The following is a 20074-nucleotide window of genomic DNA, read 5'->3' on the forward strand; positions in this document are numbered from 1 at the left end:
TTAATATTTCCAAATGATAGATTGAATTTTCTCAATAAAGCCGTATCTTTGCGCCATGACTGCTGAAGATACTTATAAAACCATTACAGAACCTTCCGAAGGTATTTATACAGAAAAGCGAAGCAAGTTCATTGCTATCGCCCTTCCTGTGCGTACTATCGACGAGATAAAGGTACATCTTGAAACGTATCAGAAGAAGTATTATGATGCCCGCCATGTATGTTATGCTTATATGTTGGGTGCGGCACGCAAGGATTTTCGTGCCAATGACAACGGAGAACCTTCCGGCACGGCAGGCAAGCCTATTCTCGGACAGATTAATTCCAATGAACTGACGGATATTCTGATTATCGTAGTCCGTTATTTCGGTGGAATCAAGTTAGGAACCAGTGGATTGATTGTTGCTTATAAGGCTGCTGCTGCCGAAGCTATCGCTGCCGCTACGATTATAGAGAAAACGGTAGATGATGATGTGACAGTCATGTTCGAATATCCTTTTATGAATGACATCATGCGCATTGTAAAAGAAGAAGAACCGGAGATTCTCAACCAGTCGTATGACATGGATTGCAGCATGACACTGCGGATTCGCCGTTCGATGATGCCGAAACTGCGTGCACGACTGGAAAAGGTGGAGACAGCGCGGATTCTTGATGATGAAGAGAACTGACGTGTAGAAAGTAGTGATAGTTGGAACAGGTCGATTAGATTGAATTTGAATGAGAAAGAAATACTGCATATTTTATATTCTGCTTTTGAGTTTCCTTGCATGGGGGAGTGCTCGGGTTGTTTGTGCACAGGAGACTCAAATGATTCAGGAGACTCGAACGACTCAAGAGACTCGGAAGATTCAGGAGACGCAGAAGCCTCAGGAAGCGCAGAAGTCAGCTCCTAATAATATTCCCGTTCCCTGGTATTCGCAGAAAATCACGGGGTGTCCTTATTCGCATTGTTCCCTGGCTTCCTCTTTGATGGTATTCGACTATTTTAAAGGGATGACGACCGACAAACAACGGTCGGCTCAAGATGCGGAAAAGAAACTGGTAGAATATCAGCGGAACTACTTCCTGAAAAAGCGTGCTCCTTTCCGTCGGCGTACTTCGATAGGGCAGGGTGGTTATTATTCTTTCGAGATAGATTCACTGGCGCGTTATTACGAAAATATGGTAAGTGCCGAGCATTTCCAAAAGAAAGATTACCGGATATTGAAAGATTATATCGACCGTGGTATTCCTGTGTTGGTGAATGTAAGATATACAGGTGCAGTTCGTGGCTTGCGTCCCGGGCCGAGAGGACATTGGATGGTACTTCGCGGCATTGATGATAAACATGTGTGGGTGAATGACCCCGGCCGTTCGCCGGAGATGCGGAGTAAAGGTGAGAATATCTGCTATCCCATAAAGAAACAAACGGGTAATCCCTCTTATTTTGATGGCTGCTGGACAGGGCGTTTTATCGTGGTTACCCCCAAAGAATGGATACGTAATCCGCTCTTTGCACAAGTGGGAAAATTGCCGCCATTGGAAGAGGTGACTTATGTAGTTCCCCCTTTTATTTCGTCTATGGAGTTGCCACGGGTTATCAGTCAATAAAAGCAATGCATTTATAAAACATCATTAGTAAAATAAAGAAGAACAAGATATATGGCATTTGAAGCAACTAAAAAAGAGTGGTGTGAACTATATACTTTCTTCCGCCTGTTGGCGGACGGGAAGGTTGTATTAGGTACGGCAGAGGCGAAAGCAGGAGAGATTTCCTGGCCTGTGGCAATGATTCAACGGGAAGAACATGACGGAACACGCCGGTATTATATTGAAGAAGAAACGATTCGCATCGAAGGAGAAACAGGGATTAAGTCCATGCCTCGCGAGGATTTCGGCATTGTGGCCGAATTGATATTACAGGCCGTTAAATCTTCTTCGGAGAATGACGTTACCTCACCGGACGGAGTGGAAGAGTTTTTGGACGAAGCGGGTATCTACGATTTGGAAGCAAAGACGGAAGACCGTACAGACTTCTCTGTCGCTTTTTGGCATCCGGAAGCACCGTTGAGAGGATTTAATGTCCGTTCCCGATTGAGTGCAATGAATCCGTTGTTGGATGGGGGACGTGCCGCGAATCTTAAGTTGGAACAGAGTGGAATTAAATTTGCCACTCCGACAGTGAACAAGATTAATGCTTTGCCTGAATCTCCTAATGAGGTAGCCGAGCGAATGATGATGATTGAACGTTTGGGTGGTGTACTCAAATATTCGGATGTGGCCGACCGTGTATTCCGTAGCAATCTGTTGATGATTGACTTGCATTTCCCGCGAGTCTTGACGGAAATGGTGCGCATCATGCATCTGGATGGTATATCCCGTATCAGTGAACTGACGGAGATTATCAAACAGATAAACCCGTTGAAGATTAAAGATGAACTGATAAACAAGCATAAGTTCTATGAATTTAAGATGAAGCAGTTCTTGATGGCACTGGCATTGGGTATGCGTCCTGCGAAAATCTATAACGGACAGGATTCGGCAGTAGAAGGTATACTATTGGTGGATGGCAACGGCAATGTACTCTGTTATCATAAATCGGAGAAACAAGTGATGGAAGACTTCTTGTTCCTGAATACCCGGCTGGAGAAAGGTTCTTTGGATAAGGATAAATACGGATTCCTGGAAAGGGAGAACGGAGTATATTATTTCAAGCTGAATGCGAAGATTGGTCTGGTTAAAAGATAGGTTCTAAACAAGATAAGCTCAAAACATAGTATGAAAACAAATGAGATTTTAGAAAACATCAAAGCACGTCGTAGTGTACGGGCCTATACGAATCAACAAGTTTCAGAAGAAGATTTGCAGGCGATTTTGGAAGCGGCGACTTATGCTCCGAGTGGAATGCATTTGGAAACCTGTCATTTCACGGCTATTCAGAATACCGACAAACTGGCGGAACTGAACGAACGTATTAAGGGAGCTTTCGCAAAAAGTGATGATACCCGTTTGCAGGAACGTGGTCATAGCAAGACTTATTGTTGTTATTATCATGCTCCGGCTTTGGTGATTGTATCTAATGAACCCACCCAATGGTGGGCAGGTATGGATTGTGCCTGTGCAATCGAGAATATGTTCCTTGCCGCCCAGTCTTTGGGAATCGGTTCTTGTTGGATTAATCAGTTAGGTACAACGTGTGATGATCCTGAAGTCCGCGAATTTATTACTTCACTTGGAGTACCGGAAAATCATAAGGTGTATGGTTGCGTAGCTTTGGGATATGCTGACCCAAAGATTCCGATGAAAGAGAAAAAAGTGAAGGCGGGTACGGTGACGATTGTCAAATAGAGAATATCAGCCGACTTATTATTTTGAGGCAACGCTTTACGATTCATAAAGCGGTGCTTTACAACATTTAAAGCGGCGCTTTAGGACTCCTAAAACGCCGCTTTATATTTTATGAAACGTCATGTTCTCCAAGTTACCTCAGAGACACATAATCAATCGAATGTTCCATATCGGGTCGGCAACAGTTTGCGGTCACCCAAGGTATTATCTACACGTGCTACGTTTACCCAGAATTTATTGTCACGTACACTTGCTATCGGATAAGCTGCCTTTTCACGTGTGTATGAATGTTCCCAACGGTCATTAACCACTTCATATTCGGGATGAGGGGCATTAATCAATACATTGTCATTCTTGTCCGCTTCGCCGTTCTTCACTTCCTGGATTTCTTTCCAGATATTCAGCATGACATCTATAAAGTTATCCAGTTCGGCAAGGCTCTCGCTTTCCGTCGGTTCAATCATCAGTGTACCGTGAACAGGGAAAGATAGGGTAGGAGCATGATAACCGTAGTCCATCAGACGCTTTGCAATATCATTCTCCGAAATACCGGTTTCTTCGTGTACTTTGCGACATTCCAAAATCATTTCGTGTCCTACAAAGCCATTTGCTCCGCGATAGACGACACCATAAGTGTCCTTCAGGCAAGCAGCCAGGTAATTGGCATTCAGAATGGCAATTTTAGTTGCCTGTGTCAAACCTTCCGTACCCATCATCCGGATATATCCATATGTGATAGGCAGAATACCTGCGCTGCCGAACGGGGCGGAAGAAACCTGATTCTGTGAATTGCCGAAGATGCCATGTCCGGGCAGGAAGGGCACCAAGTGTTCCGCCACACAGATAGGGCCTACTCCCGGGCCACCGCCACCGTGAGGGGAAGCGAAGGTCTTATGAAGATTCAGATGGCAGACATCCGCACCGATGAATCCCGGATTGGTCAATCCTACTTGTGCATTCATATTGGCGCCATCCATATATACTTGTGCGCCACAGGCATGAATTATTTCACAAATCTCCTTTATCTCCGTTTCAAAAATACCGTGAGTGGAAGGATAGGTAATCATTAATGCGGCTAATTCATCCTTATTCTCTTCAGCTTTGGCACGCAAGTCGTCCATATCCACATTTCCCAACTCGTCGCAGGCACAAGTGACGGTCGTAAATCCTGCCTGGATAGCCGATGCGGGATTCGTTCCGTGAGCCGATGCCGGAATCAGAACTTTGTTACGATGTCCCTGACCGATACTTTCAAGATAAGCGCGAATCACGCGAAGACCGGTATATTCTCCGGCAGCACCCGAATTCGGCTGTAAACTGACTCCTGCGAAGCCGGTGATAATCTTCAAGTCTTCACTTAAATTCTTTATTAATTCACGATATCCCTCTGCCTGATCTTCGGGAACTAACGGATGCATACCCATAAATCCGGAACAGCTCAAAGGCAACATCTCCGAAGCGGCATTCAACTTCATTGTACAAGAACCAAGGGAAATCATAGATTGAGCCAATGAAATATCCTTGCGATCCAAACGCTTGATATAGCGCATCATTTCCGTTTCCGTGTGATACTTGCTGAATACTTCGTGAGTAAGGAAAGGAGACGTACGCTTCAACGCCTTGTCGATATTGCTTTTTTCGGGAATATCCTCTACTTTCTGATAATCTTTTCCGGCGGCAATGGCAAAGATGGAAAGCAGCACGTTAGCGGCTGCGATATCAGTAGTTTCGTCAATGCTGAAACCTACATTCCCATTCTCATAATAACGTAGATTTACTTCTTTGCTAAGTGCAATCGTACGAATCTGCTGTGCCGAAACGTGTTCGGGCAGTTCAAAACGCAATGTATCGAAATATTGTGCGTTGACTTGCGTATATCCGAATTTCTTCAGTTGCTTGTCAAGAAAAACTGTGATGCTGTGGATGCGTGAAGCAATGGTTGAAATACCTTCCTGGCCGTGATAGACAGCATAGAAACCTGCCATTGTGGCGAGCAGGGCTTGAGCCGTGCAGATATTCGATGTCGCTTTTTCGCGCTTGATATGCTGCTCGCGTGTCTGCAAAGCCATCCGGTAACAGAGCTTGCCGTATTTATCTTTCGACCATCCGATGATACGTCCCGGCATATTCCGTTTGTATTCATCCCGTGTGGCGAAGTAAGCAGCGGACGGGCCACCATAGAACATCGGTGTGCCCAGGCGTTGAGTTGTTCCGAATACGATATCCGCTCCCCATTCTCCCGGAGGAGTCAGCAAGGCGAGACTTAGAATATCGGCGGCAACAGCCACTTTGCAATCAGCCGCATGTGCTTTTTCTGTAAATGCGGCATAATCTTCTACACTTCCGTTGGAATTTGGATATTGCAGGATGCAGGCGAATACTTCCGGTGAAGATTCGAAATCTTTATATTTACCTACGCGCAGTTCGATACCTTGCGGCACGGCACGTGTAGTCATGACAGCCAGTGTTTGCGGGAAAATGTTTTCGTCTACAAAGACAACGTTTGCACCCGATTTCTGTTGGGCACGGGAGCGCAGGGCATACATCATGCTGACAGCTTCGGCAGCGGCAGTTCCCTCGTCCAGCAATGAACAGTTGGCAAGCGGCATGGCGGTGAGGTCACACACGGCTGTCTGGAAATTCATCAATGCTTCCAGGCGTCCTTGAGACACTTCCGCCTGATAAGGAGTGTAAGAAGTGTACCACACCGGATTCTCGAATACATTCCGTTGGATAACGGCGGGCGTGATTGTATTATACCAACCCAGTCCGATATAGGTGGTGTACAGTTTGTTTTTGCTTGCCAATGCGGCAATGTGTTTTCCAAATTCGTATTCCGTCAATGGGCTCGTCAATGCCAACGGTTCTTTCAGCCGGATATTGGCAGGAATTGTTTTGTCAATAAGTTCATCCAGTGATTCTACTCCGATTTTGCGGAGCATCACGGTTGTGTCTTGTTCATTGATGCCGATGTGACGGCTAGCTAACAAATCGGTTTTCATATTATGAGGGATTTTTATGTGTTATCTGAAAAATGGATTCTCTGCTTTTTCCATTCCGATGGTCGTGGGAGCGCCATGTCCCGGATAAACGACTGTCTCGTTAGGAAGGACGAAAAGACGGCTGCAAATATGCTCTATCAGTTCGTCGAAGTTGCCACCTGTAAGGTCGGCGCGGCCGATACTGCCTTGGAACAGGACATCGCCGGAGAACATACAGTTGTCTTCTTTGCAATAATACACCAGGCTACCGGGCGAGTGTCCGGGTACATGGATTGCTTCCAGTTGGGTGTGTCCGAAAGTGATGATATCACCATCATGCAGATATTTCCCTAACGGGACAGGTGCTTCCTGCAACTGGAAACCAAACATCCGGCTTTGTTTCGGCGCTTCGTCAATCCAGTATTCGTCAGCTTTGTTGGCTTCTGCCGACAGACCGAATTCTTTCAGCATGAAAGGATTTCCGAAGATGTGATCCAAATGTAAGTGAGTATTCAGAAGATGCTTCACGGTGAGTCCGTTCGTAAGAATGAACTTCTTCAGTGCTTGTTTCTCTTCTTCATAGAAACAGCCCGGATCAATGACGACTGCTTCTTTTGTTTCGTCCCATAATACGTAGCAATTTACGGGAAACATATTAAATTCAAACCTTTTTATTTTCATGGTTCTTTTCTATGATTAAATCTTATTCGGAACTAATAGTCTTTAAATCGGAACATATACCACTTTTTTAGTTTCAAAGAATTCTTCTTCAAAGTTATCGCTCAAGCTGTGAATCATTGTTTTATGCTTGAACGGCATTGTCTCATGCTCCAGCTCGCCGCCTTTGAGACAGATTAGCCCGTTGGGCAACGCGTTCTGCTGTTTGGAAGAAATATTCTTTTTGATAATCTTGACCAAATCCGTCAAAGGCATCACGGCACGGCTGACAACAAAGTCGAATGTACGTTTTTCCTCTTCCGCACGGGCATGGCGGAAAGTGACATTCTTCAGTCCGATGGCATTGGCTATCTCTGTCGCTACACGTACTTTCTTGCCGATGCTGTCCACGAGATGAAACTTTGTTTCAGGAAATAATATAGCCAATGGAATGCCGGGGAAACCGCCGCCCGTACCCAAGTCCATGACGCTGGTTCCGGGACGGAACTGGATTACTTTGGCAATGCCTAACGAATGGAGCACATGGTGCTCATACAAATTCTCGATGTCCTTGCGTGAAATAACGTTGATTTTCGAATTCCAATCGATATAGAGGTCATATAGAGCCGCAAATTGTTTGCGTTGCTCTTCTGTCAGCTCAGGGAAGTATTTCTGTATGATTTCCACTTTTATTAATTACAAATTACGGATTATAAATTATAGTAAATGAATATCCTTCATAATTACTATTGGCGTAGTAACAACAGGATATTCATTGGGTTTTGTTCTTTTATGAAGTTTAATCTTTCAGCTCTTCCAAAATCGGGTTGCTGCCGAGAAGGTGTTCCATCATAGGGAATGGAATTGTCACCTTTACGGGGCCCATGGAATAAGGGGTAATATCATATACATTATAGTAGAAGGTGACACCTTCTTTGCTTAGATAGAAATTCTCGGTCGGGGTAATGTCACCGGTTGAAGCATATCCCATGTCTTCCAAAGCTTCGTGGGTCGTCACTTTGTTATCGGCCATGAGCTGGTTCCAGAGCAGGTCGGTCAATGAGTCTTTGTAATCTCCGACGAAGATATCATCAAGACGAAGCGGGCGCATCAGAGTAAGATCCATATTCAGATAAGTTGTCATATAGATGCCGTGTGCACCGCCGGTGTATTCATTATAGTCGATACGATATACAAGCAAGTCTTTCTCATACAATTGCACGTGGCTTTCGATACCCTTATAATAAGAATACCAGGCACCGATGGAAGCTTCGTCTTCCTTGTCTTTTTCATCCTCTGTGTACATCGGCTCCAGGTCGCGGCGATATTCACTGATATAATTTTCAGTATATTGTTTTATCACTTCTTCCGGCTTTTCCCCGATGTACTTATCACCGAAACAGGCGGAAATGAAATAAGCATTCAAACTGTCTTTCAGCATATCATCCGATGACTTGACGGGATAGGCGAAATTGATAATAATATTACAAGCCGGTTTGGCTGTATCGTTGAACAGGTGTGCCGTCTCATTCACCTGAATACTATCGAATTGTAACGCGCCTGTATTTTTGTTCATCTTGTCATGACAAGAAAACAAAAAGCCGCTTACCGAAAGTATAATAGCAAGCAGGCTGACATATTGTTTTTTCATACTCGTTTTTTCTATAAATTACACATTTACTGTCTCATTCACTATTGACAAATATAGATGAAATTCATGAATCGGACTAATAAAAACAGAAAAATATTCAGCTATTTTTCTTTAGACAGGCATATCGGATATTGTCGGTCTGATTAAAGAAAAAAGCTATGTACTTATGTATGCTAAACAATAAGTACATAGCTTCTCCTTTTTAAAATGGTAGAAAAAAGAATCAGTGATTGCAAACCTTTGTTATATCTACCGTAAATCCATCTTCAGCAGGCATGAATTTCCCTTTCATCTTAAGGAACTCTATAAGGGTATCCACATCCATATCTTCTGCCGAGCAAGTGTAGAAATGTTGCTGTTCACCAAACCTTTTGATGATTGCTGCTCGCAATGATGATTCCGAGTAGCTATTTCCTTCCATCATGTGAAGGACTTCATGTGCATGTAACTGTTCCATAATCTATCTTTTTTTGCAAAGATAGGGATGAGATAACTTATAGATTGTAACATATGTGACATTCTTCTTCTTTTTTGCAAAAATATGCATTTAATTTGATTTTATTATTATCTTTGTCCCTTGATATGAAAAGGTTAGCTTACATAACAGCATTGGTTCTTTCACTCTTGATTATTTATTCGGGAGCGGGAGTATCTATTATGCACTATTGCTGTGCCCGTTGCGAAACGGTGCAAAGCTGTTGTGACACAGGCTGTCCGAAATGTAAGAAAACACATACTTGCGACTCAAAAAAGGATTGCAAAGCAAAAGGTTGTACGGCTACTATCTATAAGCTGGACTTGATGAAACATACTACTGAACTCAATGTTTCAGTTCAGGCGATCGACCTTTTCTGTGCACAGTTCTGCTATCTGCTGACTTCTACGTATTTCGATAAACCGGTAGAATATACTACCATTACTTCGCCGCCACCTCTCTGTTCCCGACAGAAGCTGGCACTATATTCCACCTATATTATTTAGCCACTAAATCTTTCTTTTTAGGGACTTTGCTTTCTGCTGCATTTAAAGCAGGAAAGTGAGGTGTAATTGAATGCAACCAAGTTGCATGAGAAATGAATTAATTTTGTATCTCGAAAGAAAGTTTAGAAAGAATGAAATATATGATAATAGGACTGTTCCTGTTGTTTGCCGGCAATATGCATGCGCAAGTACACGGAACGGTAAAAGATAGTACCGGAGAGGTTATTCCGGGAGCAAACGTATTTTGGATGAATACGGGACAAGGCGTGACTACTAAGGAAGATGGAAGTTTTTCTATCGCCAAACCTTCAAAAAGCCATATGTTGATAGTCAGTTTTATCGGTTTTCAGAACGATACGGTTCATGTGAACGGTAAGAATCAGAAACTGGATATTGTGCTTCGTGATGGAGTGGAACTGAATGAAGTAAATGTAGTCAGTCGAAGACTGGGAACAATGAAACTGCGTAGCAGCGTGATGAATGAAGATATGATAAGCAGTGCCGAGTTGAGCAGAGCCGCTTGTTGTAACCTGGGAGAAAGTTTCGTGACGAATCCTTCGGTTGATGTGAGTTATTCCGATGCGGCAACGGGAGCCAAGCAAATCAAATTGTTGGGACTTTCCGGTACTTATGTACAAATGCTGACGGAAAATATTCCGAACTATCGCGGGGCTGCTGCTCCTTATGGTTTGGGCTATGTCCCCGGCCCATGGATGCAGAGCATACAGGTATCCAAAGGAACTTCTTCCGTAAAAAACGGTTATGAAGCCATTACGGGACAGATTAATGTCGAGTTCAAGAAACCCCAATTGCCGGAAGCCGACTGGGTGTCTGCCAATCTTTTCGCAAGCACTACCAATCGTTATGAAGCCAATGCGGATGCCACGCTGAAAATCTCCAAACGTTGGAGCACTTCTCTGCTGGCACATTATGAAAACGAGACGAAAGCTCACGATGGTAATGACGACGGATTTGTAGATATTCCGCAGGTGGAGCAATATAATGTGTGGAACCGGTGGGCGTATATGGGCGATCATTATGTCTTTCAGGCAGGCATCAAAGCCCTTTCCGAAACACGTACCAGCGGACAAGCCAATCATGGCGGAATGCATTTCGACAACCCTTATAAAGTGAACATTGATACCGAACGCTATGAATTCTTCACCAAGAACGCCTATATATTTAATAAGGAGAAGAATACCAACCTGGCTTTGATTCTCTCTGCCAGTTTACATAATCAGGATGCCAATTACGGACTGAAACTCTATAACGTAGACCAAACCAATGTCTACGCTTCATTGATGTTCGAAACGGAGTTCAATAAACAGAACAGTTTCTCCGCAGGATTAAGTTTCAATTATGATGCTTACGACCAACACTACCGTTTGGAAAACAACGCGGATAACACTCCTCTCAAAGCCTTTGAGAAAGAAGCTGTTCCTGGAGCTTACGTGCAGTACACTTTGAATCTGAATGACCAATGGATGCTGATGGCAGGTCTTCGCGGGGATTATAGCAACGAGCATGGATTCTTTGTAACTCCCCGTGCGCACCTCAAATACAATCCGAATGAGTATGTAAACTTCCGTCTCTCTGCCGGAAAAGGCTACCGGACGAATCATGTACTGGCAGAAAATAACTATCTGCTCTCCAGTAGCCGTAAAGTGGAGATTGCGAAGAATCTGGACATGGAAGAAGCATGGAATTATGGCGCAAGTGTGTCTACCTACATCCCGATATTCGGTAAAACATTGAATATAAACGCTGAGTACTATTATACGGACTTCTTGAAACAAGTCGTAGTAGATATGGATAGCAATCCCCACGGAGTATCTTTCTATAATTTGGACGGTCGTTCATATTCGCACGTATTCCAGGTAGAAGCAAGCTATCCGTTCTTCAAGGGATTCACCTTGACGGGTGCCTACCGACTGACGGATGCGCAAACCACCTACAAAGGCGAGCGGATGGAAAGACCTCTGACCAGTAAATACAAAGGTCTGCTGACTGCCTCTTACCAAACTCCACTGGGAATATGGCAATTTGACGCAACGTTGCAATTGAATGGCGGCGGCAGAATGCCTTCCCCTTACGAACTTGGAGACGGGCAACTGTCATGGAATCGCCGTTATGGCAGCTTTGAGCAACTTAGCCTGCAAGTAACCCGTTATTTCCGTCGCTGGTCTATCTACGTAGGCGGCGAGAACCTGACAAACTTCAAGCAGAAGAACCCGATTATCGACGCAGCCAATCCTTGGGGAGATAACTTTGACTCTACCATGATATGGGGGCCGATGCACGGTGCGAAGGCGTATATCGGACTGCGTTTCAACTTGGCTAGAAACAGTGAATAAAAAGAATAACTTACATTTAAACTGATAAGAAAAATGAGAACAAAAAGATGGATGGCCACTTGCGTGGTGGCTCTTTTGAGTGTAGCTGCCGTAATGGCGAAAGATATTCGTGTAGTAGTATTCAAAGTGACTCAGATGCACTGCGAAAACTGTGAAAAGAAAGTGAAGGACAACATGCGTTTTGAGAAAGGTCTGAAAGATGTTTCCACTGTCGTGAAAGACCGGACTGTCACTATCACATACGATGCTGAAAAGACAAATGTAAAGAACTTGCAAGCGGGATTCAAGAAGTTCAATTATGAAGCCGAATTTGTGAAAGAAACGAAGAAGGACGATAAGAAAGCGGATAAGAAGTAATTGAACAAATACCCGTATTGGCTTGTTTCTATAAGTAAATAATGGTCTTTCCCTGTTCTTTATCAAAGGTGCAGGGAAAGACTGAAAAATAATAATATATATGGGTAATATGGTAAAAAAGGCATTTCCCGTGCTCAATATGCATTGTGCGGGTTGTGCTAATAATGTAGAAAAAACAGTAAGAAAATTGCCGGGAGTCATGGAGGCTTCCGTTAATTTTGCCACCAATATGCTGACTATTTCTTACGAGAAAGACAAACTGACTCCCGGAGAAATCCGTGCGGCGGTGCTTTCGGCAGGTTACGACCTGATTGTAGAAGAAGCCCATAAAGAGGAACGTCAGGAAGAAGAGCAGCATAAACGCTACGTTCGCTTGAAACGGAAAGTGATTGGTGCATGGATTTTGGTAGTACCATTACTGGTATTTTCCATGATATTGATGCATATGCCATACTCTAACGAGATTCAGTTGGTACTTGCTATCCCTGTCATGGTCTTTTTCGGCGGTGGCTTCTTTACCGGAGCGTGGAAACAGGCGAAGATGGGGCGGAGCAATATGGATACTTTGGTTGCACTGAGTACTTCCATTGCGTTTCTGTTCAGCCTGTTTAATACTTTCTTTCCTGAATTCTGGTATGCCCGTGGATTGGAACCGCACGTCTATTATGAAGCTTCTGCGGTGATTATCGCCTTCGTACTGACCGGAAAACTGATGGAAGAACGTGCGAAAGGAAATACATCCACCGCTATCCGCAAACTGATGGGGATGCAACCTAAAGTAGCCCGTGTGCTGCGCAACGGAGTAGAAGAGGAGATTCTGATCGAGCAACTGCAAGTCGGTGATTTGGTAGTCGTTCGTCCGGGAGAGCAGATACCTGTAGACGGTAAACTTTCCGAAGGCGATTCATATGTCGACGAAAGTATGATAAGCGGTGAGCCTATTCCGGTAGAAAAGAAGAAAGGCGATAAAGTATTGGCGGGAACTATCAATCAGCGCGGTTCGTTCATTATCAGCGCGGCACAGGTCGGCAGTGAGACGGTATTGGCGCGTATCATCCATATGGTACAGGAAGCACAAGGCAGTAAAGCGCCTGTACAGCGTATCGTTGACCGTATAACCGGTATTTTTGTACCTGTCGTGCTTGGTATAGCCATCCTGACATTTATCCTGTGGATTACCATTGGCGGCAGCGAATATATATCTTATGGAGTTCTGTCCGCTGTGTCTGTTCTCGTGATTGCTTGTCCGTGTGCTTTAGGGCTTGCCACGCCAACCGCATTGATGGTGGGAATCGGTAAGGCGGCCAATCAGCATATACTGATTAAGGACGCCGTCGCTTTGGAACAAATGCGCAAGGTCGATGTCGTAATACTGGATAAAACCGGAACGCTGACCGAAGGACATCCCACAGCTACCGGATGGCTATGGGCGCAATCACAGGAACCACATTATAAAGATGTACTCCTCGCTGCGGAAATGAAATCGGAACATCCTCTCGCAGGTGCTATCGTCGCTGCGCTTCAGGACGAGGAAAAGATAACTCCCGCCAAATTGGATAGCTTTGAAAGTATCACAGGAAAAGGTATCAAAGTTTCCTATCAGGGACAAGTGTACTGGGTAGGAAGCCATAAACTTTTAAGGGATTTCAGCGCTACGATGAGTGATGTAATGGCTGATATGTTGGTTCGTTACGAATCGGATGGTAATGGCATCATCTATTTTGGTCGTGAGAACGAACTATTGGCTATCATTGCCGTCTCCGACCCGATAAAGGCGACCTCTGCCGAAGCGGTGAAAGAGTTGAAACGTCAGGGTATCGACATCTGTATGTTGACCGGCGACGGACAACGGACGGCCCTGGCTGTCGCTTCCCGTTTGGGAATCGAACGTTTCGTTGCCGACGCACTGCCGGACGATAAGGCCGACTTTGTACGCGAACTGCAATTGCAGGGAAAGAAAGTCGCTATGGTAGGTGACGGAATCAATGACTCGCAAGCCTTGGCATTGGCTGACGTCAGCATTGCTATGGGAAAAGGCACGGATATTGCCATGGACGTTGCCATGGTTACTTTAATGACATCCGACCTGCTCTTGCTTCCCAAAGCCTTCCAGTTATCGAAGCAGACAGTCAAACTGATTCATCAGAACCTCTTTTGGGCATTTATTTATAATCTGATAGGTATTCCTATCGCTGCCGGAATCCTGTTCCCATTGAATGGTTTGTTATTGAACCCGATGCTGGCAAGTGCCGCTATGGCTTTCTCCAGTGTGAGTGTAGTGCTTAATTCACTGAGTTTGGGAAAAAGGAGATTGTAATTGGCGATGGTTCAAAATAAATAATTCTGTTTTAATCAGGCACGGATTACGCGGATTTCACGGTTTTCACGGTTTTCTGAAATATGGTTGTACAAAGCAACCGCGTATTCCGTGTAATCCGTGCCTGAAAATATTATTACCCGTTTCTGAATTCCAATGGCGTCATTCCCACATATCGTCTGAAATATTTGCCGAAGAAAGAAGCACTGGGGAAATTCAGCGAATAAGCAATTTCCTGGATAGTCATATTCGTACCCTTCAATTTAGCTTTGGCATCCATGATAACGATATAAGCAATCGTATCCAATACACTTTTCCCTGTCACTTGTCTCACCGTAGTGCTCAGATGTTGGAGAGATACCCCCAACTTATCCGCATAGAACTGCGCACGGCGTTCGTTTCTGTAATTCTCGGTGATAGATTGAATCAGTTCCCGACATATTTCCTTTTTACGGTTTGAGCTGTTGCTCTCTCCCGGATAATTATGATATATCAGCCGTATGCTTGTCAGGATAGTCTGAAGCGCCAATTCTACCAGTTCAGGATCCATATCAAAGTTCTCATTGCAACTGGCTCGTGATAGCAGGGCGAAGTAATCCTTCAGATAACTGGCTACTTCCTCATTAAGCGGAACTACCGGTTGTTCGATAAGTTTAGGATAAGCATTTCCGATACTTTTCATCAGATTGATTCGTCCGGCACAATGGGCGGAGAATCCGGCAAAACAGAGACATACTTTTTCTGTCTTCTCCCGGAACTGGATGATGGTTCCCGGCAATAATGTGATCAGGTCATTGGGGCGTATTTCATAATCAAGCAGGTTGATGGAAGCTTTCATCGAGCCTTCGGTGCAAATAGCTACAATACATGCCTGCAGTCGGCAGGATTGCTTATAAATGTTCAGAATATCTTCCGTGACATTCGTCCATGCTAATACTTCGGTAGGCAAGTCTACCTGTGGAAAGTCCATTTTCATAGTTGTGTTTGTTATATTCGGCCAACAAATGTACACATTTTCTTTTTATTTCTTACCTTTGTTTTTATGAAAACAGTTTTTGTCGATTGGAATTTGATACCGTATGCCGAAGCCTGGCAACGGCAGACGGAATGGTTTGACGGCGTTGTCCGTGCAAAAGCACAGGATGAAGCCTATGAGAACCGTATTATTATGTGCGAGCATCCCCACGTCTATACTTTGGGACGTAGCGGGAAAGAAAATAATATGTTGCTGAGTGACGAACAGTTGAAAGCGATTGATGCGACCCTTTACCACATAGACAGGGGAGGAGACATCACTTATCACGGCCCGGGGCAATTAGTGTGCTATCCGATACTGAATCTTGAAGAATTCGGGTTAGGACTGAAAGAATACGTCCATCTGTTGGAAGAAGCAGTGATACGTGTCTGCGCATCTTATGGCATTGAAGCGGGACGACTGGAGAAAGCAACGGGCGTATGGTTGGAAGGCGATAGCCCCCGTGCCCGTAAGATATGTGCGATAGGAGTGAGGAGCAGCCACTATGTCACCATGCACGGACTGGCTTTGAATGTAAATACGGATTTACGATATTTCAGCTATATCCATCCTTGCGGGTTTATAGACAAAGGCGTCACTTCACTTCGTCAGGAACTGAAGCACGATGTGCCGATGGACGAAGTGAAGCGACGCCTCGAAGAAGAGCTTAGAATACTATTCCGACTCCCAACTGCCAGGTTCGGTGCATAAAGCAATCCTTATCTGCCAGTGCGTAAGAGAAATCGGCACGTATAGGCCAGAAGTTGATTCCACAGCCTAGAGTGCCGTAGTTGCCTACGCCTTTGTCTTTGTCTCCGAAATGATATCCGGCACGGACTACTCCGTATTTCAGGAAGTTATATTCCGCTCCTATACCTGCCTGCAAATGGCGGATTTCGGAAGGAAGCAGATAGTTGAAGTCAAGTGCTACCTGCAAACGGTTCTCCATGCTGAATGGCAGGTCGATTGCTCCCCCTAATCCTAACTTGGCGGGAAGTTTATATCCGTCCAACTTTTTCCCTATATTAGCAGCCTGGAAACCGATGCTCCATGATGCCATTTCGTCCAAAAGAGCCATATTGCGGTGGTATGTAGCCCCAAAATCCAGACAAACAGAATTCTCACTGTCTGCACTTTGCCAGGATTTGGATTGCAAATATCTGAGAGTTAAGGAGAGGGACAGGTTTTTTGCTACATTTCTAAAATATCCGGCTTCTAAATCCCATATGTAGGGACGAAAACCGGTATTAAGCCCCCCGTCTAATTCCTGTTTCGGGTCTTTGAAGTGGCGGAATCCTACCATAAAGCCGTGTTTCCCTTCTCTTCCGATCTTATAAAAGAGAGATGCGCTGTGCAACGCATAATCTTTATTAATGTCGGCGTATGAATAACTTGCACCCATTGTTTCCATAGAGAATGCAAGAGCAGAAGCGTTATGAAAGATTGCTGTACTTCCGTTGTCAGTGATAGCCAATCCTGTACCTGCCATACCCGCCGATTGAGCATCTGGGGTAAGTTCCAGAAAATAGGCACTTGGAATTGATGCCAATAGGTCAACGCCTGCCCTTTTTTGTGCTCCCGCTAAGACAGGAAATAAGCACAAAATAAAAAGGAAATGTTTTACTCGTTTCATAATCAGTTGTTTTTAATGTGCGACATCCGGACGACACGGATGCCTGTCCACGATTTATTGTTGTCAAGCATGTGGCGGAGAGGCGTATCGCTGACAACCACTTTCCCTAATGTAGAAGAAGCGTGCAGCAGATGTAACTTTTCCCGTTTATATTCCGCTATTCCTACGTGAGCAATGTCCAGTCCGGGCAACTTTGTTGTGATAGCAATAATATCTCCATCCATAATCCACGGCAATCCGTTTTCCGGCAATTTGCTTTTCGGCAGCCAATGTACTGTTTTTCCTGATAATGCTTTCTCATATTCAGCCATCCGTAACACATTTTCCGGCGAATCAGCCAATTTCTTGTATTGTTTGGGATGGGTGGACATGTATGAAAGGGACAATTTCATTGTAGACGTACTGTTCCCGGCAGTGACATCTGTAAGGCAACCATTGCGGACACCATTTTCAATCCAGTCGGACGTATAATGCAATCGCGAAGGATAACCGTCGATGATACCGTCACGATACCGTATCTTTTGCAGATTTTCTGTAAAGGAAGGACTGATGGCCTGTGCCAACGTATATTCCACGAACGTGAGACAATCCACCGCATCCGTCCGGATGACCAGTTCTTCCTCTCCATCCCGGTCTAAAGTATTGGCTACATATTTTGTCCCCAGATAAGACTTTCCGATTCGCAGCATATCGCCGGAGTCCTGCGGAGCAAGCTCCGCAGACTGTTTCTGTGCAAAGGTCATTACACTGACAAGCGATACTATGACGGATAAAAGTCTCCTCATACTATTTTATTTAACTTTCATTGAAGCCTTGATAAAGTAAAGAATCAGCAGCGCATATGCTCCTAATGCTAACACTTCCGACCAGGTATTGTTCAGCCATGCTTCATTCACCAGATTGACTCCGCCGAAACGCATAGCGGCACTGATAACCCCCATCAATGCACCACCGGCAATGAAACCGGAAGCCAGCAATGTTCCTTTTTCTCCTCTTTCCGTATTCAATGTTGCATCTTTGCTACGAGTGGTCACAAACCAATTGACAGCTCCACCCACTACCAACGGCACATTCAGTTCCAAAGGAATAAACATACCCAATGCAAAAGCTAATGCAGGAATTTTACAAAGAGTGAGAATAATAGCTAACACAGCACCGATACCATATAGCAACCAGGGCGCACCTACACCACTCATCAACGGTTCGATAACGGCTGCCATCGCGTTTGCCTGCGGAGCAGCCAGTGCGCCGCTCGTAAATCCGTATGTCTTGTTGAGGATAATCATCACACCGCCTACGGTTGCAGCCGATACGATAGTTCCCAGGAACTTCCATGTTTCCTGTTTGGCAGGAGTGCTTCCCAACCAATAACCGATTTTCAAGTCAGTGATGAAACCACCCGCCATTGAAAGTGCGGTACATACTACACCACCCATCACCAATGCGGCAACCATTCCCGAAGGGCCTTTCAGACCGACAGCCACCATTACTACAGAAGCCAGAATCAGTGTCATCAACGTCATTCCCGATACAGGATTCGTCCCTACGATAGCAATCGCGTTGGCAGCTACTGTGGTGAACAGGAATGAAATACCTGCCACCAGGACAATCGCTACCAATGTATGCAACAAGTTACCCTGCATTACGTCAAAGTAGAAGAACAATACAATCAATATCAGTGTAATGATAGAACCTATGGCGATAATTTTCATTGAAAGGTCACGCTGTGTACGCATAATGCTCTTTTCCACATTACCCTTGCCACCCATTTCCTTGGCAGCCAGTCCGACAGCACTTTTAATAATACCCCAGGAACGGATGATACCAATCACACCCGCCATGGCGATACCGCCGATACCGATACTCTTCGCGTAATATTTGAAAATCTCTTCCGGGCTCATCATTCCTACGGTAGACGTGATTTCGGGATTCCATGCATTCAGCACACTGTCTCCCCAGATAGCGGACATTCCCGGAATGATAATCCACCATACAGCCAGTGAACCGGCACAAATGATAGAAGCATATTTCAGTCCGACGATATATCCCAAACCCAGCACGGCAGCACCCGTATTCACTTTAAATACCAGTTTGGCCTTTTCTGCCAACATCTCTCCGGCACTGCATACACGCGTCGTGAAATTCTCGTTCCACCAGCCGAATGTAGCTACGACAAAGTCATATAATCCACCAATCATACCCGCCATCAACAACGGTTTGGCCTGACTACCGCCTTTCTCGCCGGAAATCAGCACCTGTGTGGTAGCCGTTGCTTCCGGGAAAGGATATTGGCCATGCATATCACTGACGAAATATTTCCGGAAAGGAATCAGGAACAGGATACCCAATACGCCACCCAGCAGAGAGCTGATGAACACCTGCATGAAAGTAACCGTCATTTCGGGATATTTGGCCTGAAGGATATAAAGAGCGGGCAGGGTAAAGATAGCTCCCGCCACAATCACTCCCGAGCAAGCTCCGATAGACTGGATGATTACATTTTCTCCCAACGCATTTTTCCTCTTGGCTGCCCCTGATACACCTACCGCGATAATCGCAATCGGAATAGCAGCTTCAAATACTTGCCCCACCTTCAAGCCCAGATAGGCTGCGGCGGCGGAGAAAAGGATTGCCATGGCGATACCCCATGCTACTGACCAGAAATTAACTTCCGGATAATTTTTCGAGGGACTCATCAACGGGTTGTATACTTCCCCCGGTTTCAACTCTCTGAACGCATTCTCGGGTAGCCCGGTGAATTTGTCTTCTTCTTGTTTCATAGTTTTATAATTTGCTAAT

At 44.9% G+C, this 20074-nt stretch carries 18 protein-coding genes; 9 read left to right on the top strand and 9 right to left on the bottom strand.

Going from position 1 to position 20074, the window contains the following annotated elements; all coding sequences use genetic code 11:
* Positions 1 to 55 precede the first annotated feature (55 nt).
* The 4 genes from BQ7997_RS07195 to BQ7997_RS07210 all read left to right on the top strand — a co-directional run bounded on the left by BQ7997_RS07195 (position 56) and on the right by BQ7997_RS07210 (position 3329).
* On the top strand, positions 56 to 670 hold the full coding sequence (locus BQ7997_RS07195; protein ID WP_022139805.1) for an IMPACT family protein: 615 nt from the start codon (positions 56 to 58) through the stop codon (positions 668 to 670).
* A gap of 139 nt (positions 671 to 809) precedes the next feature.
* Positions 810 to 1592 carry a C39 family peptidase gene (locus BQ7997_RS07200; protein ID WP_073346420.1) on the top strand — a complete coding sequence of 261 codons (783 nt, stop codon included), beginning with the start codon at positions 810 to 812 and terminating at the stop codon, positions 1590 to 1592.
* A 51-nt stretch (positions 1593 to 1643) separates the two neighbouring features.
* Complete coding sequence (locus tag BQ7997_RS07205) at positions 1644 to 2729, top strand: HpaII family restriction endonuclease (protein ID WP_073345015.1); 1086 nt, start codon at positions 1644 to 1646, stop codon at positions 2727 to 2729.
* Between the two features lie 30 nt (positions 2730 to 2759).
* Positions 2760 to 3329: a nitroreductase family protein gene (locus tag BQ7997_RS07210; RefSeq protein ID WP_073345017.1), complete on the top strand. Its 570-nt coding sequence runs from the start codon at positions 2760 to 2762 to the stop codon at positions 3327 to 3329.
* Positions 3330 to 3481: 152 nt separating this feature from the next.
* Here the strand turns inward: BQ7997_RS07210 and gcvP are convergent, their stop codons facing one another.
* From gcvP to BQ7997_RS07235, 5 genes are all read right to left on the bottom strand, one after another.
* A complete protein-coding gene (gcvP, locus tag BQ7997_RS07215; protein WP_073345020.1) occupies positions 3482 to 6331 on the bottom strand; it encodes an aminomethyl-transferring glycine dehydrogenase in 2850 nt (949 codons plus the stop codon).
* Positions 6332 to 6352: 21 nt separating this feature from the next.
* A complete protein-coding gene (locus BQ7997_RS07220) occupies positions 6353 to 6991 on the bottom strand; it encodes an MBL fold metallo-hydrolase (RefSeq protein ID WP_044655322.1) in 639 nt (212 codons plus the stop codon).
* Positions 6992 to 7033: 42 nt separating this feature from the next.
* Complete coding sequence (gene rsmG, locus BQ7997_RS07225; protein WP_073345022.1) at positions 7034 to 7654, bottom strand: 16S rRNA (guanine(527)-N(7))-methyltransferase RsmG; 621 nt, start codon at positions 7652 to 7654, stop codon at positions 7034 to 7036.
* A 112-nt stretch (positions 7655 to 7766) separates the two neighbouring features.
* Positions 7767 to 8618, bottom strand: coding sequence for a DUF3298 and DUF4163 domain-containing protein (locus tag BQ7997_RS07230; protein WP_073345025.1), 852 nt, complete (start codon positions 8616 to 8618; stop codon positions 7767 to 7769).
* Positions 8619 to 8841: 223 nt separating this feature from the next.
* Positions 8842 to 9075 (bottom strand): YecH family metal-binding protein, encoded by a 234-nt coding sequence (locus BQ7997_RS07235; protein ID WP_073345028.1) that lies wholly within the window; start codon positions 9073 to 9075, stop codon positions 8842 to 8844.
* Positions 9076 to 9200: 125 nt separating this feature from the next.
* Between BQ7997_RS07235 and BQ7997_RS07240 the strand changes: the two genes are divergently transcribed.
* The 4 genes from BQ7997_RS07240 (at position 9201) to BQ7997_RS07255 (ending at position 14627) form a co-directional block, all read left to right on the top strand.
* Positions 9201 to 9599 carry a hypothetical protein gene (locus tag BQ7997_RS07240; RefSeq protein ID WP_044654035.1) on the top strand — a complete coding sequence of 133 codons (399 nt, stop codon included), beginning with the start codon at positions 9201 to 9203 and terminating at the stop codon, positions 9597 to 9599.
* Between the two features lie 131 nt (positions 9600 to 9730).
* On the top strand, positions 9731 to 11953 hold the full coding sequence (locus BQ7997_RS07245; protein ID WP_073345030.1) for a TonB-dependent receptor: 2223 nt from the start codon (positions 9731 to 9733) through the stop codon (positions 11951 to 11953).
* Positions 11954 to 11986: 33 nt separating this feature from the next.
* Positions 11987 to 12310: a heavy-metal-associated domain-containing protein gene (locus tag BQ7997_RS07250; RefSeq protein WP_022139794.1), complete on the top strand. Its 324-nt coding sequence runs from the start codon at positions 11987 to 11989 to the stop codon at positions 12308 to 12310.
* A gap of 100 nt (positions 12311 to 12410) precedes the next feature.
* On the top strand, positions 12411 to 14627 hold the full coding sequence (locus BQ7997_RS07255; RefSeq protein WP_044654024.1) for a heavy metal translocating P-type ATPase: 2217 nt from the start codon (positions 12411 to 12413) through the stop codon (positions 14625 to 14627).
* Positions 14628 to 14763: 136 nt separating this feature from the next.
* On the opposite strand, the gene BQ7997_RS07260 is transcribed toward BQ7997_RS07255, so the two are convergent.
* Positions 14764 to 15603, bottom strand: coding sequence for a helix-turn-helix domain-containing protein (locus BQ7997_RS07260; RefSeq protein WP_073345033.1), 840 nt, complete (start codon positions 15601 to 15603; stop codon positions 14764 to 14766).
* Between the two features lie 66 nt (positions 15604 to 15669).
* On the opposite strand from BQ7997_RS07260, the gene lipB reads away from it, so the two are divergent.
* On the top strand, positions 15670 to 16353 hold the full coding sequence (lipB, locus tag BQ7997_RS07265; RefSeq protein ID WP_073345035.1) for a lipoyl(octanoyl) transferase LipB: 684 nt from the start codon (positions 15670 to 15672) through the stop codon (positions 16351 to 16353).
* Here the strand turns inward: lipB and BQ7997_RS07270 are convergent.
* From BQ7997_RS07270 to BQ7997_RS07280, 3 genes are read right to left on the bottom strand one after another with little or no spacing between them, the layout of a single operon-like run.
* Positions 16310 to 17275 carry a PorV/PorQ family protein gene (locus tag BQ7997_RS07270; protein ID WP_073345037.1) on the bottom strand — a complete coding sequence of 322 codons (966 nt, stop codon included), beginning with the start codon at positions 17273 to 17275 and terminating at the stop codon, positions 16310 to 16312. The two genes, lipB and BQ7997_RS07270, sit on opposite strands and share 44 nt — an antisense overlap.
* Positions 17276 to 17277: 2 nt before the next feature.
* Positions 17278 to 18060 (bottom strand): DUF1460 domain-containing protein, encoded by a 783-nt coding sequence (locus BQ7997_RS07275; protein WP_073345039.1) that lies wholly within the window; start codon positions 18058 to 18060, stop codon positions 17278 to 17280.
* 6 nt (positions 18061 to 18066) lie between these two features.
* On the bottom strand, positions 18067 to 20055 hold the full coding sequence (locus BQ7997_RS07280; protein WP_073345042.1) for an OPT family oligopeptide transporter: 1989 nt from the start codon (positions 20053 to 20055) through the stop codon (positions 18067 to 18069).
* Positions 20056 to 20074: the final 19 nt, after the last annotated feature.

It is taken from the genome of Bacteroides congonensis, assembly GCF_900130125.1.
Lineage (GTDB): Bacteria > Bacteroidota > Bacteroidia > Bacteroidales > Bacteroidaceae > Bacteroides > Bacteroides congonensis.

Bases quoted from the DNA above. Each gene is read 5' to 3' on its own strand.
- BQ7997_RS07195 (WP_022139805.1), top strand. From the start codon at position 56: ATGACTGCTGAAGATACTTATAAAACCATTACAGAACCTTCCGAAGGT.
- BQ7997_RS07200 (WP_073346420.1), top strand. From the start codon at position 810: ATGATTCAGGAGACTCGAACGACTCAAGAGACTCGGAAGATTCAGGAG.
- BQ7997_RS07205 (WP_073345015.1), top strand. From the start codon at position 1,644: ATGGCATTTGAAGCAACTAAAAAAGAGTGGTGTGAACTATATACTTTC.
- BQ7997_RS07210 (WP_073345017.1), top strand. From the start codon at position 2,760: ATGAAAACAAATGAGATTTTAGAAAACATCAAAGCACGTCGTAGTGTA.
- gcvP (WP_073345020.1), bottom strand. From the start codon at position 6,331: ATGAAAACCGATTTGTTAGCTAGCCGTCACATCGGCATCAATGAACAA.
- BQ7997_RS07220 (WP_044655322.1), bottom strand. From the start codon at position 6,991: ATGAAAATAAAAAGGTTTGAATTTAATATGTTTCCCGTAAATTGCTAC.
- BQ7997_RS07230 (WP_073345025.1), bottom strand. From the start codon at position 8,618: ATGAAAAAACAATATGTCAGCCTGCTTGCTATTATACTTTCGGTAAGC.
- BQ7997_RS07235 (WP_073345028.1), bottom strand. From the start codon at position 9,075: ATGGAACAGTTACATGCACATGAAGTCCTTCACATGATGGAAGGAAAT.
- BQ7997_RS07240 (WP_044654035.1), top strand. From the start codon at position 9,201: ATGAAAAGGTTAGCTTACATAACAGCATTGGTTCTTTCACTCTTGATT.
- BQ7997_RS07245 (WP_073345030.1), top strand. From the start codon at position 9,731: ATGAAATATATGATAATAGGACTGTTCCTGTTGTTTGCCGGCAATATG.
- BQ7997_RS07250 (WP_022139794.1), top strand. From the start codon at position 11,987: ATGAGAACAAAAAGATGGATGGCCACTTGCGTGGTGGCTCTTTTGAGT.
- BQ7997_RS07255 (WP_044654024.1), top strand. From the start codon at position 12,411: ATGGGTAATATGGTAAAAAAGGCATTTCCCGTGCTCAATATGCATTGT.
- BQ7997_RS07260 (WP_073345033.1), bottom strand. From the start codon at position 15,603: ATGAAAATGGACTTTCCACAGGTAGACTTGCCTACCGAAGTATTAGCA.
- lipB (WP_073345035.1), top strand. From the start codon at position 15,670: ATGAAAACAGTTTTTGTCGATTGGAATTTGATACCGTATGCCGAAGCC.
- BQ7997_RS07270 (WP_073345037.1), bottom strand. From the start codon at position 17,275: ATGAAACGAGTAAAACATTTCCTTTTTATTTTGTGCTTATTTCCTGTC.
- BQ7997_RS07275 (WP_073345039.1), bottom strand. From the start codon at position 18,060: ATGAGGAGACTTTTATCCGTCATAGTATCGCTTGTCAGTGTAATGACC.
- BQ7997_RS07280 (WP_073345042.1), bottom strand. From the start codon at position 20,055: ATGAAACAAGAAGAAGACAAATTCACCGGGCTACCCGAGAATGCGTTC.